Raw genomic sequence first — 15,378 nt, 5'->3', positions numbered from 1 at the left:
AGAGTTATATAAAGAGGTGGGGGGATGACCGATCCCCCAATTTTCAGCTTCCTTCGTTTTATTCATCATCTTCAAAGGACATTTTCACATGCCTTGAGAACATGGAAAGCCACAATGAATACTTTCCACTTGCCAGCAAACCGCTGTTTGGAAACGATGTTTCATTGATGTAGTTGGAATCCTGTCCAAGTTCAGCAGTATCCTGGAAATATAATCCTATCGATCCATTTCTTTCGAAACCAAGAGAAATATTGATATGTTTTGTCTCCTGGCTTTGAATCTGGAAAGATGTGATATACTTTAGAATTTGCATCGTATATTATTCCTCATCGTCACATTTCAGATAATGATATACTGCTTTTGAAATAGCTTCTTTAATGGAGGATTCACCGGTCTTTTGCTTCAATGCAACTACATCTTCCTGTGGAAGCACCGATTGTACGTGGACTATCTTCATTACGTCATTTCCTCCATATAATAGTAGACACACCATAATGATAATAATGAGAGTAATAATGTATAAAGCTTTCGATTAGAGCTAATTGGAGGATTTTCGTTGTATGAAAATATTAATAGGTATGACCCGCATAGAGTACAGGCGAAAGGTTTTGTAACCATTAATGTTTGAACAGGGTATGACTCTAACACAAAGGAAATGAGGATATATAATGATTGGCAGATTCAAATACGGCGATGAGATATTTTACGGAGAAGTGAGGGGAGAAAATGTGGTTGCGAATAAAGGTCTGTACAGTGACACCTTTTTGATTTCTGACCTTGAATTATTGCCTCCAACCCAGCCCAGCAAAATAATTTGCGTGGGTCTCAATTATCGCGACCATGCAAAGGAGTTGAACATGCCAGTGCCGCCCAATCCAATACTTTTCTTAAAGCCCCAGTCAGCGGTGATAGGACACCTTGGAAATATTGTATATCCACGCAGTACCAGCCATATGGATTATGAAGGAGAACTTGCTGTATTGATCGGCAAGCGTTGCAAGAACATCCGGGCTGCAGATGCAAAAAAAGTTATAATGGGGTATACGTGTTTTAATGACGTCACGGCAAGAGATCTCCAGAAAAAAGATACACAGTGGACCAGGGCGAAGTGTTTTGATACTTTTGCGCCCATCGGTCCTTATATAGCGGATCAGAAGCTGGATGTATCGAACCTTTACATCAAAACACGAGTTAACGGGGAACTGAGGCAGGATTCAAGCACATCAAACCTTATCTTTGATGTCCCGCATTTGGTAGAGTTTATTTCTGCCATAATGACTCTGGAACAGGGAGATGTTATTGCCACTGGTACCCCGCCAGGCGTGGGCGAACTGCGGGTTGGGGATGAAGTCGAGATCGAGATTCAGAATATCGGAACCTTGAAAAATAGAGTGGTGACACAGAATTGATCTTTTCAGCACTACTCTTTATTAAGAATGAAATTAATAATTGGGCTTCAAATTATCGTCAGGTGAATTTAGAATGTCGGAAGTATATGATGATGTATGGGAAAGCAGAAAACGCAAACCACCCAAGAAGCCGGAAGAGAAGCTTCCTGAAGCCAACATGCCCCGCAGCGACCATGACAGGCTGAAGGATTCGATAGAAAGAAGAAGGAAAAAGTTTGGCATAAAATAATCGACAGAATCAGCTTCCCTGGTCTTGGCCTGTGGATAGCTGTGCGCAGAACTGATCTATTTCATTCCATCATTTTAAATACTTTCAGAAAATAGAATAAGGACATGTCTGAAAAGGACAATGGAAGAAATGAACTTTGTCGAAGATGAAAGGACAGTGAATATTAATGGCAATGTCGAAGAAGATCATGGAAAGAAAAGAGCGCGACCGCAAGGAGAAAATAGCAGAGCTTGAAAAAATGGCGGCGTCAGGAAGCGGCGAAGCTAAAAAAAAGCTTGCCAAAGAAAAAAGAAAGCTGAAATAATTATCTTACTTCATAATCTCTGGTGGTGCCCCGCACAATTTCACAAGAGCTTCGGCCTCGATAAAATGAAGGCTTGCCGGTATGACCAGTGCATGCAGCGCTGCTCCAAAATCATAATCCCGTAATCTCTCGATGTAGTCGGCGTGAATGGTCGGGGATTCCGACCCTGCCCTTGCTACACCCACAGCAATGGTATTCGATAGTATCCCTTCTCCCCGCCTCTCTTCCATTTCCAGCAGTATAGATATGGCTTTTCCTATTTCCATAAATCCTTTTTCCCTATCGATATCAAGAAAAACAAGTGTATGAAGGTCGTTCCTCTTGTTCATTTTGATTGTATCGTACGGCGCTTCCGAAATGACCGTTTTTTCTCTGCGCGTGTATGGGAAAGGGATGGTTGTGGATTTGCCGAACCTGTAATTCTGCAATCCTGTCAGGCCCGAGACAGCAGAGGATATCGATGGGGCATGGATAATGGCAGTATCAATACCCATATCCATGGCGCGTAGGCGAAGGTCGATATGCGTTGTCGCGACCATGGCGTCCCCTCCTGATAAGAACACCACATTTTTGTCTTTGGCCTGGGAAAGCCATGAAGGATTCTGTTCCACCTCTTCCCTGGTGAGAACTGCCAATTTCCTGCCATATAACTTTTCCATTTTTTCAATGGTCGTACCGACAAGATGCGAAGTATAGAATTCGACAAAAACGATATCAGCATTCTTGACAGCTTCCAAACCCTTTATTGTGACATCTTTCTCATCGTATAACCCAAGTCCAATAAAAGTTATCATAGCTAATGATATTGTCTATTAAGACCGTAAGCCTTACCATGGAAAATTATAAACATAAAGGGAATATACATCAAAGTATGGAAATAAATCAAGAAAAATTGAAATCCTTTGGTATCATTATTGGCAGTGTTCTTGGATACATAGCTATCTTGACCGGCATAATAATGACAATCTTGCTGCTAAGAACAATTTTTTTTGGATAATAACGCCTGGACTTTTCAAGATACATGGAATCTTTTTGCATCAGGGTCCCCAAAAAGGATGGCGAGAAGACAAGACTTGAACTCATCGCCCTCGGCGCTCTCGATAAGAACCTGAAGATAAAGCCGGATGGTGATACGCTTTTGTTGCCTGTAACCAGGCAGATCACAGGATTTGGGGATATGGAAAAAGAGGATTTCGAAGTTTTTGAGAAAGAGGAAACCGTAGCAGATATTCTGGGATTTTCACCATCATACGAGCAGATAGGGGACATTGTGGTCATAGACAGGCACGAGCCCGAGGCGCAGCAAATTGCAGATGCGCTGATAAAGCAAAAGAAAATAAAAACGGTCGTTGTGGCGGAAACTTCAGTAAGTGGAGAATTCAGGACGCGTGAGCTATCGATACTTGCCGGGGAAAAGAGGACCGAAACGCTGTACAGTGAAAACGGGTGCAGATACTCGATAGACCTTGCACGGGTTTACTTCACACCGCGCCTTTCAACAGAACGGATGAGGATTGCAAACCAGGTAAAGGACGGAGATCTGGTCGTGGATATGTTCGCCGGTGTCGGGCCATTCAGTATCCTGATCGCGAAAAGAAACCCAGCCTCGCATGTTATCGCAATTGATAAAAATCCTGATGCGATCAAATATCTAAAAAAAAACATTAAACTTAACAAAATCGGGAATGTTGAAATAAGAGAAGGTGAGGCGAAAGAGGCCGTTAAAGGGATTTCCGGTTCCGATCATATCATTATGAACCTGCCTCACAGCGGACTTGAGTTCCTGGAGGCTGCGCTCCAGGCAATAAAAAACGGCGGGATCATTCATTTCTATGCGATCTCGCATGAAGACGACCTGTTCGATGGGATACTGAAAAAAATTGAGGACATTGCCCGACAATTAAATTTGCTTATCACACCTCTTGATAGGAGGATTGTAAGACCTTACGCGCCGTATCAATATAATATCTGTATTGATTTTCAGGTCACCACCGCAGCGAGCACTGGACGGCAGGAAGCGCGCAGCGCAGGGACTGTCGCCCAACCCACGCACTAAGGACGCCGTCCGCCTGCAGGCAGATTCGGGCTATGCCCGAACCCTCTGGGCGGCCGCCAATATCGGGAGATGGATTTTAATAACTTCGTTTCCAAGGTAGAATCATATTTGTAATACATATCCTACATTTTGTCCTATTTTAAATTCTTTCTGAGAGGATATTTTTCTCGAAATAATTTCTTTATATTCATTTACAAACACATATACGTCCAGATTACTTATCAAAACAATGTAACCGTTATTAGTATTATTGGATAATAACTTCACATTAATGTCACATCTATTCTCAAGGCACAATAAGTCTTGGAAGTATATTGCATCTATTTGTTCACCGTATTTACTTCTAACATCAGACGGAATATAAAATATAGTTGCATTTTCTTTCATATTAGATTTTAAATACACTACAATTTCTTTTACGACTGTTTGCGAAGATGCTGCATTCTCTTGATAATTATTTGTATTGGCTATTTCTTGGGGAATCGCAACAAGTTGTAATATTATTATTGCCGCAAAGATGATTTGAACCAATTTATGTTCTGCCCTTATACTGCTAATGATTATTCCAAACAAAAAAACAAATCCAAGATTTGCTTCAGCTAAATAGGTTGGTTGCACAATTTGAGTAGATAGTGAATTTAAAGTAATCCCAATTGCAACCCATATCAATCCTATCTGATATCGAACATCCTTTATTTTTATTAGACTAAATAATAAAACAAACCCAAATAAATAAATATTCTTTAATTGCCATGTTGCTTCTTGGTCGATATAGAAAAATAATTTTTCTTTAAACATATCGATTGTAGGATGCCCTCCGACTTCAGGAGCTTTGACCAGCATTATTACTAAAAATATGAAAGGAATTAGAATATAAAAACCGATGATTATGTTTCTATGTGGTTTGTTCACATGTTCTGATTTACTAATCAGATATAGCAAGTTTACTATTGGTATTATGATAATAGACGGTTCTTTTGACATGAATGCAAGGATTCCAATTACGAAAGATAATAGCAAATGATTGCGGTTATGACTTTCATAGAACCGAAATGAATAATATAAACTTGCCATCATGAAAAATAACTCAGACAGAGTCACCACAAAATTTATTTTCCATACCAAAATAAAACTTGCGTCTAAGAAAATGTAAAGGAGAACTGCACATACCCCTCCGAATTTATTACTGAACATTTTCACTATTAGATATAAAAATATCATTGCTCCTGCAAATAGTATGCCGTTAAGCAGATAATACATGAAAGTATTAGAACCCCATAGCGTGTATCCAATAGCAAACATAAGATTTCTTATTGGTCTATACCCCGTTCCAGTCTGGTCTATCAGAATTGATATTGATATCCCATGAACTTTACCCCATAAAGTCAGGGCAATATCATCAGCATATCCTATTAGATAATACTGTGAGAATGCTGCACGTAATGAATTTATTAATGATATTAAAAATATAATTGGAATTAACCAATCAAACGAATTCTTAACTATCTGTTTCGTTTTAAGTTGTTTTTTCATTGTAGCTCTCCTATATTATTACACTGCGCCCTATAAATATAATGCCAAAGGATAGTTGGGATTCAGAGCCAATAAACCCTTCTCAGCTTCAATTAGCTTTCCTTCAAGAAAAAAGATATTCGCATGCAAAGCCATTACTTCGATATCATCAGGGCGGACATATTAATCATTTGATGGAGCACTATTTTGAACATCTACAAAACTGTAACAAAGGTTAAAAGAGAACCAATGGATTCAAAAAACTATCCGTCTTGTAATAAACGTGACTACAATAAATAGTAACCCCGTATTAAATTATTATGGGTTATTTTTAGGTCAATCAAGTGAGAAATGTTGCACTTTAGGGCATTTACCAATACGAATTGAAAGGTACTCACAAGATTTATAACGTTGAGAATCAATTAGCGATTGTCTTTTTTTTACTATGTTAAAAAACTATCATGTGTTTTTGGAAAGGTATTTAATATACATTCTCCATTAAGATTTGCCTTCGCTTTTATAGAATACAAACAAAAACAGAAATAAATGATTATTGGAGGAAATTAATTGGCAAGAATGCATACACGCAAAAAAGGGCAGTCCGGATCAAAGAAGCCCTATCGGGCAGAACCGCCCGCCTGGTCGAATTCGAATAAAGAAGAGATTGAGAAAGCAATAATACAGCTTGCAAACCAGGGCAAAACATCCAGCCAGATCGGAATGATTTTAAGGGATCGCAATGGTGTTCCTGATGTCCATCTTGCGGCCGGTAAAAAAATATTTACCATCATGAAGGAAAAAAATGTGGCTCCAAGCGTACCAGAGGATATCCGTAACCTGATCGTAAAGGTGCTTGACCTGAAAAAACATCTTGACAGGAACCCGAAGGATGCACATAACAAGCGGTCTATCAATAATATGGTGTCTAAGATAAGGCGGCTTGAAAAATACTATCGCAGGGAAGGTGTGCTGCCTTCTGACTGGAAATATTCAATGGAACGGGCCGAGTTGTTGATCTCAAGATAAGTCGCGATGATTGATGGAAAGCAGAGCCTCATTGAGCTTGAGACATTAAGTAAGAAGGTGGCAGCTGCCATATCCGAACTCGACTCGGTGAGGCTCATTTCCCACAATGACGCTGATGGCATATCTGCTGCCGGAATAATGTGCAATGCGTTGCACAGGAGCGGGATACAGTTCCATGCCACGATTGTCAGCCATTTTGATCAGTCTACGATCGAGTTGATAGAAAAAACATCCTCCGGGACAGTCATCTTATGCGACATGGGGAGCGGCCAGACAGAACTTTCTTCAAAGATAAAAGAAGCAATAATTATCGACCATCATAAACCCACAGGTGAACTGGAACATCTCCAGCTCAACCCCCATCTTGTGGGGATCGATGGATCATCGGAGTTGTGCGCCTCATGCGGCGCTTATATGGTAGCCAGGGAGATGGGTGAAAATACCGATCTTGCAGGACTTGCTATAGCCGGGGCGACCGGCGATAAACAGCCCATGAAAGGAGCTAATAAGTTCATCCTGGACGAAGCAGTTGAAAAAAAGATAGTATCTGTCAGGAAAGGGCTGCGAATGGGAGACGACCCGGTTGGGGAATTCTTCGAATCCAGTATAGATCCTTTTCTGGATATAACGGGCGATAAGGACAAGATCCGGGGATTTCTTGAGGAGGCGGGAGTAGGTGGAAGGATTAAAGATCTTACAAATGAGCAAATGACGAAATTCGCTTCCCTCATCGCGCTGAAGCTGGCAAGGCAGGGAAGCCTGCCGGCAATAGAGTCATTGATAGGGGAGATTTTCATCCTGAATAATGAGGTCATATCCAATATGTATGATCTTGTGAATGTACTGAACGCATGTGGAAATGCGGAAAGAGCGGGTCTTGGTCTGGCTGTCTGCATGCGGGATACTTCGGCTGCCAGTGAAGCCCTTGAGACTATGAGGGAAAATCAGCGGGTTCTTATCAGCACTATCAGGAAAGCGCAGACACATGTAAGGTCTGGCCAGAATTTGAGGTATGTCATGCTTGAGGATTCAAGCGGTACGGGCGCGATCGCGGGCACCATGACACGCTATTTGTTTCCCGACAAACCCTTCGTGACATTGAACGAAGTGGAAAACATGATAAAGATCTCAGCCCGGGGAACAAGAAAATTAGTCGCAGCGGGACTTGACCTTGCAGCCGGAATGCGCGAAGCGGCCTCATCCGTCGGGGGTATGGGCGGAGGGCATGATGTAGCCTCAGGTGCCACAATACCCAAAGGAACGGCGATGAAATTCATCGATATCCTTGATTCCATAATCGGAAAACAGTTGAAAGGGAAAGCATGAAGATAATGGGAAAATTGGTTTTCAAGGGCGAGAGAGCAGATGAAATGGTGGATACGATCGCAAAATCGCTTGCCCCGGATAATCTTTCGGAGATCAGGACAGAAATCGGGGAGAATACAGTTACTGTCACATTCGCATCCGGGAAGATAGGTACGGTCCTTTCCTCGGTTGACGACTATCTTATGAATGCAAAGATAGCGTGCGATATGATCGAGAAAACACAAAGGGAATAATTTCGCATGTTCCCTGGAAATACTACATTCAGGCCTCATACGTCGTAGGCGGTTTCGTGACTAATGAAGTATTTCACGATAAAAATCTTAGCGTAAGCATTATATATTTATAATTATTAAGAGTATATTAAACAGTAATAGCTTTGATAACGTATTCCATGAAGGGAAATAAAGAAAGAATCACCGAAGCTGGCCTGGATGATCACATCTCAAAACCAATACATGTGGTTGATATCATAAAAAAACATATAAATATATAAAAATAACAATAGTATGAATAAACTGAAAATACTGGTAGTGGATGATGAGCCATTGAATATCGAATTCATGGAGGGGATCTTATCGTTAGAGTACGAGGTTGTGAAAGCAAAGAGCGGGATTGATGGGTTAATCAAGGCGGAAAAAATACTCCCTGACATTATTCTCCTGGACATAATGATGCCGAACACAAACGGTTATGCGGTCTGCAAAGAGCTTAGAACCAATAAAAAAACCGCGGCAATCCCCATTGTAATGGTAACAGTCCTCGACGGAAATGAGGATAAGATGAAAGCTATAGAGGCAGGTGCAGATGATTTCATGAGCAAACCTATAGACATAGGCGAATTAAGAGCAAGAGTGAAATCATGGCTAATGGTCAAAAGGCACTACGACAATTGTTTATCCTCATCGAACCAACATCTTTACAAGGTATTTTAGATGGATAGTCGGGTATATTGCACATATTTAATATCTATAGGTGAAGAGTTTTCATGAAAAACGAGAGGCTTTGACCGATAATAATAATGATTGTTTCTGTTATAGAGATTCCGGGACTCATTCTAATTCTTGCGATCAGGCAAGCAGTTTGTAGTGGACAGACATGGCGGAGCTCAGTCTTCTTTTAGCTGCGTTCATGTGCATGTAGCACCTTGATATCAGCATCTTTACCCGATTAGTGAGAATTATAAACTCCTATATTGAACAAAACTTTATTTAATGTTAAGATGAATTCATAATGTCGACAGTAACAACCAGAAAGGTACCTGACATAGGGGGTTAAGATGAAAATCATACTATTTATTGCACTTCTCGTGAGTGGAGTTTTCATATCCAATGTAGCGGCAGCGGAAAACCTTCCGTTTTGCAACCTCTCTGTCTCGTTCGATATTTCAAAAAATCTTCTCAAAGGCGTCTCAACGACTACCCTTTCAGAAAACAGGGAGATGAACATTTCTACCGGAAACCTCAAAATCACCTCTGTAATGCTAAACGGATTGCCTCTGGAGCCTCAGATCAAAGAGGGGATATTCAAGGTAAAAGGCAAAGGCACTCTTGAAGTATTTTTCGAATATAAGCCTGGGGAAGTAAATGCAAATGAAAATCTTCAAAATGCCGGCGTAGTCTCAAATGATATTATCAGTGATGAGGGAATATCCCTGACAGGAATATGGTATCCACGTATAGACAACTTAGCATATTATCATTTGAAGGCGCTCCTTCCGGAAGGTTTTAGTGCAGTCTCCGAGGCGGATGGGATTACTGCTGAGAATACATCGCGGGGTATGGAATATACCTCCAACTTTCCTTACCCTCTGCATAAAATAAACCTTGTTGCAGGCAAATACATGATACGGAAAGAAACATATCATGGTGTAGACATTTATGTATATTTTTTCCCTGGCAACATCTCACATGACATTATTGGATATCTTGAAGACATCTCACGAGCAGATACTTACATCGAATATACAAAGAAATACATGAAGATGTATGAGGAGCTTATAGGCCCTTACCCGTACAAACGGTTTTCCGTCGTTGAGAACGTTCTTCCCACAGGGTATTCAATGCCCACATTTACACTCCTGGGCAGGGATGTCATACGTCTTCCATTCATTGTCAATACATCCCTGGGACATGAGATCCTGCACCAGTGGTTTGGAAATTACGTTTACGATGACTTTGAAAAAGGAAACTGGATAGAGGGGCTGACTACTTACCAGTCCGACTATCTTTATGAAAAACAGAAAGGCGAGGGTGAGCAGTACAGGAAGAAACTCCTCATCGATTATCAGAGCTATGTTAAACCTGATAAAGAGACTAAACTTGCAGATTTCTTCCAGAGGACGGATTTCGCATCCGAGGCAATTGGCTATGGAAAGGGGACAATGTTATTCCATATGCTTAATAACGAGATAGGAGACGATGCATTCTACAGGGGATTAAGGGGACTTATCAAAGAAAAGGCATCTCAGGACGCAACATGGGATGATGTGAAAATAGCCTTTGAAAACGCCTCAGGCAGGAACCTGGAGCGGTTTTTCAACCAGTGGCTTTACAGAAAAGGGGCGATATCAATCAATGTAGAAGACCAGAGAGTGGTCGTCCTGGATGGCGTCCCAACAACATCTTTTAAGGTTATCCAGGAAGGTGAGCCGTATGAATTCAATCTACCGCTCAAGATAAATACAGATAAAGGTGAAGTCACAAAGATACTGGAAATAAGAAAGGAAAATGAGACGTTTGAGGTCCCTTCAAACGGGACCCCTCAAGAAATGGTTTTTGACGGCGACTACGACTTAATGCGCAGACTTTCGGAAAAAGAAACCCCGCCTGTTATATCAAGGCTCCTGGGAGATGAAAAAAGGCTCATCGTTATCCCTGAAAAAGATAAAGAAAAATATGAGGATTTAATAAACGTTTTCAAAGGTGAGGGTTTTATCGCAAAGGAAGAAAAGGAAATTAAAGATGAAGATATAACAGCATCTTCCATTCTCGTGTTAGGTTCTGACAGCCCGATTCTTAAGAGGCTCTTCGGCGGATGGAAAATGCCAGGGCCGGGATTCAGCCTTGCCGTAGCTGAAAATCCCCTGAACACTTCAAAGGTGATAGCTGTTGCCGAGGGAGATTCAAAAGAGGAGGTTGACCTTGCGTCAAGAAAGATATTTCACTACGGGCAATATTCTCTTATAAGGTTTGAAAAAGGTAAGAATGTAGAGAATAAAACAGATGGAACCGAAAATGGGATAAGGCTTAGTTTATACGAGCCCGTGCTGGGGATCCAGCCTCAAAAGACAATTAAACTCGATGAGATCGTCCGCAATATTTCTGACAAGACTATTATCTATATCGGAGAAACACATGACAGTTATGAAGAACATAAGGTGCAGCTTTCGATTATTATGAACCTCTCTGAGAAGGGACATAAGTTTGCCATTGGCATGGAGATGTTCCAGAAACCGTTCCAGAAGGCTATAGATGATTATATCGCCGGAAATATAACTGAAAAGGAATTTTTGAAACAAACCCAGTATTTCAAGAGGTGGGGATATGATTATAATCTTTACAGGGAGATTATTAATTTTGCAAAAGCAAAGAATATCCCTGTAGTAGCCCTTAATCTTCGGTCAGAGATCATTGAAAATGTTACAAAAGGCGGTCTTGACGTCCTGACTGATGAGGAAAAAAAACAAATCCCCAAGGATATGGATATGTCGGATGAGGATTACAAAAAAAGTCTTAAAGAGATTTTCGACCAGCATGGAGATCAAGGGTTCGGAAACTTTAACTATTTCTACCAGTCCCAGATACTCTGGGATGAAACCATGGCTCATTCAGTGGATGAATTCCTGAAACAGAACCCGGATTACCAGATTGTTGTACTTGCCGGTTCCGGACATATTATGTATGGTTCGGGTATCCCGAAACGCGCATTCAGGCTAAACGGTAAAGATTATGCAACATTGATACAGGGTTCGGAGAGCACTGATGAAGATGTGGGGAATTTTGTGCTTTTCCCGAAACCCATACCGCCGCTACCTGCCGTGCAGATTGGGATTTTCCTCACGGAAGCAGATGGCAGGGTCAGAATAGTCGATGTCGAAAATGATAGCGTCGCAGAGAAAGCAGGGCTCAAAAAAGATGATATCTTCATCTCCATTGATGACTGGAAAATCGAGGGCATAGAGGATGTAAAGATCTCTATGTTTGATAAAAAGGAAGGTGATACTATAAAAGTCAGGATATTGAGAAAGAACCTGGCCGGGGAGAAAGAGCTTGAATTTGCGATTACTCTTTAATTTGAGTCTTGTTACGCCACAACATATTTGTATTTCTTTACAGCCTCTGCGAGTTTTGCTCGCATCTCCACTCCCGCGCAGGGTCTTGTTTTTTTGGCTGCAGGTTGGTTCACTTCAAAAGGAATAGCCTTTGCCCACAAGTAGGGAACCAAACCATCTTTCAAGGAATAATAAGCTGGAACACAAATCCAGAGGAAGATTGTCGCATTTTCTCAACGTTTCTATTTTTTCTTTAGCGCTAAAACAGCTACAATGATTGAAGCTATTGCTCCAATTAATGCTGTAACTATGGTCGCAACTGCAGGGTCTATAATTGGGGTGGTAGTCGGAGATATGGTGGGAAGCGGAGTCGGAGGCGTGGTGGGAAGCGGAGTCGGAGGTGTGGTGGGAAGTGGAGTTGGAGTTGCAATTGGTATGGCAGGCCCGACTTCTATGGTCGGTTCCTGGGTGGCATATTTGCGGACTCTTGCATTATCAAATACTACTTTAATAGTTGAAACATCTGTCTTTAACCAGGAAGATGTTCCTATTTTCAGATTATTTAAAGTTGAAACATTCTCTGAGACTTCAAGAACATTATCCATATAGAACTTAACGTTTGTTCCGTCATGCACGATCCTGAATACATGGAAACCATAATCATCTATGTCTCCAACATCATCGCTGAATGTTTCAAGCGGGACTCTTGATATTTTGGACACTCTGAATATTTTGTGTTCCTCATTTTTCCTGTTAATTCCACCGCCATAACTATACCAGTTATTGTCGTCCTGATATAAATGGATGAATCCCAGCACTCCATCCCCCAATGGATTTATTGAGATGCGGTCTATCTCATAGATCAACGGCGGTGTAAAGCTTTTTACTGTCCTTAATCCTTTGCCGTATTCATAATCAGAATTTCTCAAAGTACTTCCAGATATTATCTGCTGCCCCTCAAATTCACTAACATTCAGGCTGTTTTCCGAAAAGTTTTGCGATGTTTTGAGGCCTTCTGATGAAATATTATACCTTATCGTATATATTTCCCAGTTCGCAGCAAGATCGTTATTCTGGAAATCATCAAAAAATATAAAAGTCCTGCTGCCATTGCTTGAGCTGCTCGCATTAGGATTTCCATAATACATTCGAATACCCGTGCTTCCTCTCTGCGGTATGTTCACTTTCACCCACATTCTTGCGCTTCCTGCAATGGCATCCCAATACTCAATCCAGTAACTCAATTCATTCCCTTTCGCATCCATGAACCTTATGTCTTCACCGTAGATTTGTGCACCGTTGGTGAAATTGTTGCTTGAAAGCTGTAAATGTATCTGATAATCAGTCAGAGTGGAACCAGATTTTTCACTGATATTTACATCTCTGTAATACTGCCAGCTTCCTCCACCTGAATTCGAAAGGTCCGGAGCAGCCATGCCTGGAGCACTAACAATTACCAGCATGGCAAGCAGCCATATTATTATTCGTTTCACACCACACACTTTCTCATAATGCCATTTTCAATAATACTTTACCTATTATTATATATATTCTTCGTGATAGTTCCATCGGACAAGCATCGCTTAAGGCCATAAGTAACAAGGCGTTGAGTCCTTCGGTGGAATAGCATCGCATGATCTCGATGTCAGAAAATGCCCTTAAAAATGAAGCGTTTAAAAGATGATATTCAGGGGCTTGATATTTTTATCGTAGCTTCGAACCCGGTTTTTCCACCGGGTAATAATCCTCCTGAAGATACCTCGATATACCCTTTTAGAGATACTTCCCATTTAGGCAATTTAGATCCCTCTAAATCATCCTGTATTTTTTTTACTAACTCTGTCAGCTTATATAGAGATTCTTCTTCTCTTTTCGCCACCTTAAGGGCTTTTGCCATTTCTTCTGTTTTTTCAGGATAAAAGTATAATTCCATTTTTTTTCACCATCCTTTAGTAAAAATAGTGGTAAGATAACCACTGATCCTAATACGTATCATACGCTTTCTGGTATGCTTTTATGAATTCATCCCACTTGCTCTTTCTTGCAAAGTCAAGCCTGTCGTAATACTTGGTGTAGCTTTCGCGTCCAGGGAAATATACAGAGACACCATGGGCATTCGCCATATTTGTGGTGAGAGACATTGAAGCTATTACGTAACTATTGTCTGAAGGTTTCAATGCTTCCATTACACCTGCACATGTGTCCTGTATCTCTTTAACTTTTGACTTTTCCTTGATTAGTTTTGCAAAGTCGAAAATATCCTTATATGTTCGATAATAAAACTTCTGTACATTTTCAGAACAGAGCATTATATCATTGAACGTATCTTGGGCCGCAATATTCTTTTTAAGAGCAACAGCACATTTATCTATAGTTGATATCAGAGCAGATATCTTATCGAGATTGACAGCTGCCATTGTTACAGGTTCGCTGTTAACGCCTTTATCGTAGGATCTTATATACAGATCCACTATTGCCTTGCCAAATTCCTGCGGGCTCATGGAAGGATTTGCAGCAAGGGCACCAAGAACACTGTCGTATGGCCACCCTGCGTCTGGTTCTGTTTCTTCTGATCCAACAATTACCTTTGCTGTATCTTTAAGCTGGTAAGCCACTTCTACCGTATTCATCAGGCAGGCATCAAAACCTATTATATCGAAACGCTTGTTAGGGGTCAGTTTTGCAGCTTCGATGAGTACGTTCTTCATTTCAGCATTGTCAAGGAAGTCCTTTGATTCGTCATCATAAAGGATGCCTCTTAATGCTGCCGGCTGGCTCAATATTTCATCCATTGTGGTGCTGAACATCACCTTCTTTATCCTTTTATCACGGAAAGCCCTCTTTGCCATCAGCGGGAATTTTTCTTTCTCAGGACTAACCTTTACCGCCCTGTCATAGACGTCGTCCTCGTTCCATCCACTACCATGGTTCCAGAGTACTGCCATGTAATGTTCAGCCGGATATGCCGTGATGCCCCATTTCAAGAAATCTATCAGTACTTTGGGATCGCCTGTGTTGGTTTCACCGAGGTCTGCAATGCTGTCTTTTGGGTATCCGCCGCCTTTAGTGATGTAGAACCTTTGTGTTCCAGTTTTGCCTGCCCTGTCAAACTGGGCAACTACGTTTATATTGTCATTAGACCCTATTTTTGCCATTTCTGCAAGATCTCTTGCTCCATCCTCATCGAGGTTGTTATCACCTGCGAGGTATACCAGAACTGTCCATTTTTTCGTTGCCATGATCTAT

18 protein-coding genes are annotated in these 15,378 nt (G+C 41.1%); 10 read left to right on the top strand and 8 right to left on the bottom strand.

Annotation, left to right across the window (positions count from 1 at the left end; translation table 11 throughout):
* Nucleotides 1-58 precede the first annotated feature (58 nt).
* Nucleotides 59-313 (bottom strand): hypothetical protein, encoded by a 255-nt coding sequence (locus O8C65_08180; GenBank protein ID MCZ7356895.1) that lies wholly within the window; start codon nt 311-313, stop codon nt 59-61.
* Between the two features lie 6 nt (nt 314-319).
* Nucleotides 320-493, bottom strand: coding sequence for a DUF5371 family protein (locus O8C65_08175; GenBank protein ID MCZ7356894.1), 174 nt, complete (start codon nt 491-493; stop codon nt 320-322).
* A gap of 175 nt (nt 494-668) precedes the next feature.
* Between O8C65_08175 and O8C65_08170 the strand changes: the two genes are divergently transcribed.
* The 3 genes from O8C65_08170 to O8C65_08160 all read left to right on the top strand — a co-directional run bounded on the left by O8C65_08170 (nt 669) and on the right by O8C65_08160 (nt 1,942).
* A complete protein-coding gene (locus O8C65_08170; GenBank protein MCZ7356893.1) occupies nt 669-1,409 on the top strand; it encodes a fumarylacetoacetate hydrolase family protein in 741 nt (246 codons plus the stop codon).
* Nucleotides 1,410-1,482: 73 nt separating this feature from the next.
* Entirely contained in the window at nt 1,483-1,638 is a 156-nt protein-coding gene (locus O8C65_08165) for a hypothetical protein (GenBank protein MCZ7356892.1), read from the top strand.
* A 166-nt stretch (nt 1,639-1,804) separates the two neighbouring features.
* A complete protein-coding gene (locus O8C65_08160) occupies nt 1,805-1,942 on the top strand; it encodes a hypothetical protein (protein ID MCZ7356891.1) in 138 nt (45 codons plus the stop codon).
* 5 nt (nt 1,943-1,947) lie between these two features.
* Here the strand turns inward: O8C65_08160 and dph5 are convergent, their stop codons facing one another.
* A complete protein-coding gene (gene dph5 / locus O8C65_08155) occupies nt 1,948-2,736 on the bottom strand; it encodes a diphthine synthase (protein ID MCZ7356890.1) in 789 nt (262 codons plus the stop codon).
* Nucleotides 2,737-2,813: 77 nt separating this feature from the next.
* On the opposite strand from dph5, the gene O8C65_08150 reads away from it, so the two are divergent.
* Entirely contained in the window at nt 2,814-2,939 is a 126-nt protein-coding gene (locus O8C65_08150) for a hypothetical protein (GenBank protein MCZ7356889.1), read from the top strand.
* Nucleotides 2,940-2,963: 24 nt separating this feature from the next.
* Nucleotides 2,964-3,998, top strand: a complete 1,035-nt coding sequence (locus tag O8C65_08145) for a class I SAM-dependent methyltransferase family protein (protein MCZ7356888.1) — start codon at nt 2,964-2,966, stop codon at nt 3,996-3,998.
* 102 nt (nt 3,999-4,100) lie between these two features.
* On the opposite strand, the gene O8C65_08140 is transcribed toward O8C65_08145, so the two are convergent.
* Nucleotides 4,101-5,531 (bottom strand): glycosyltransferase family 39 protein, encoded by a 1,431-nt coding sequence (locus O8C65_08140; protein MCZ7356887.1) that lies wholly within the window; start codon nt 5,529-5,531, stop codon nt 4,101-4,103.
* Between the two features lie 546 nt (nt 5,532-6,077).
* Here O8C65_08140 and O8C65_08135 point away from each other — a divergent pair.
* The 5 genes from O8C65_08135 (at nt 6,078) to O8C65_08115 (ending at nt 12,153) form a co-directional block, all read left to right on the top strand.
* Nucleotides 6,078-6,536 (top strand): 30S ribosomal protein S15, encoded by a 459-nt coding sequence (locus O8C65_08135; protein ID MCZ7356886.1) that lies wholly within the window; start codon nt 6,078-6,080, stop codon nt 6,534-6,536.
* A gap of 6 nt (nt 6,537-6,542) precedes the next feature.
* Nucleotides 6,543-7,862: a DHH family phosphoesterase gene (locus tag O8C65_08130; GenBank protein ID MCZ7356885.1), complete on the top strand. Its 1,320-nt coding sequence runs from the start codon at nt 6,543-6,545 to the stop codon at nt 7,860-7,862.
* On the top strand, nt 7,859-8,095 hold the full coding sequence (locus O8C65_08125; GenBank protein ID MCZ7356884.1) for a KEOPS complex subunit Pcc1: 237 nt from the start codon (nt 7,859-7,861) through the stop codon (nt 8,093-8,095). The genes O8C65_08130 and O8C65_08125 overlap by 4 nt, the downstream gene beginning before the upstream one ends.
* A gap of 273 nt (nt 8,096-8,368) precedes the next feature.
* Nucleotides 8,369-8,794 (top strand): response regulator, encoded by a 426-nt coding sequence (locus tag O8C65_08120; GenBank protein ID MCZ7356883.1) that lies wholly within the window; start codon nt 8,369-8,371, stop codon nt 8,792-8,794.
* Nucleotides 8,795-9,138: 344 nt separating this feature from the next.
* Nucleotides 9,139-12,153 (top strand): ChaN family lipoprotein, encoded by a 3,015-nt coding sequence (locus O8C65_08115; GenBank protein MCZ7356882.1) that lies wholly within the window; start codon nt 9,139-9,141, stop codon nt 12,151-12,153.
* An 11-nt stretch (nt 12,154-12,164) separates the two neighbouring features.
* Here O8C65_08115 and O8C65_08110 read toward each other — a convergent pair whose 3' ends face one another.
* The 4 genes from O8C65_08110 to O8C65_08095 form a co-directional block, all read right to left on the bottom strand.
* The gene (locus tag O8C65_08110; GenBank protein MCZ7356881.1) at nt 12,165-12,317 is read right to left on the bottom strand and encodes a hypothetical protein; all 153 of its coding nucleotides are present in this window, start codon (nt 12,315-12,317) and stop codon (nt 12,165-12,167) included.
* A 57-nt stretch (nt 12,318-12,374) separates the two neighbouring features.
* The gene (locus O8C65_08105) at nt 12,375-13,625 is read right to left on the bottom strand and encodes a DUF2341 domain-containing protein (GenBank protein ID MCZ7356880.1); all 1,251 of its coding nucleotides are present in this window, start codon (nt 13,623-13,625) and stop codon (nt 12,375-12,377) included.
* 194 nt (nt 13,626-13,819) lie between these two features.
* Nucleotides 13,820-14,065, bottom strand: a complete 246-nt coding sequence (locus O8C65_08100) for a hypothetical protein (GenBank protein MCZ7356879.1) — start codon at nt 14,063-14,065, stop codon at nt 13,820-13,822.
* 49 nt (nt 14,066-14,114) lie between these two features.
* Nucleotides 14,115-15,371 carry a clostripain-related cysteine peptidase gene (locus tag O8C65_08095; GenBank protein ID MCZ7356878.1) on the bottom strand — a complete coding sequence of 419 codons (1,257 nt, stop codon included), beginning with the start codon at nt 15,369-15,371 and terminating at the stop codon, nt 14,115-14,117.
* Nucleotides 15,372-15,378 lie beyond the last annotated feature (7 nt).

Origin of the sequence: Candidatus Methanoperedens sp., assembly GCA_027460535.1 — an archaeon.
Classification (GTDB): domain Archaea; phylum Halobacteriota; class Methanosarcinia; order Methanosarcinales; family Methanoperedenaceae; genus Methanoperedens.
Note: the sequence above shows the minus strand (reverse complement) of the source record. Positions and strands in the feature narration are given on the sequence as shown.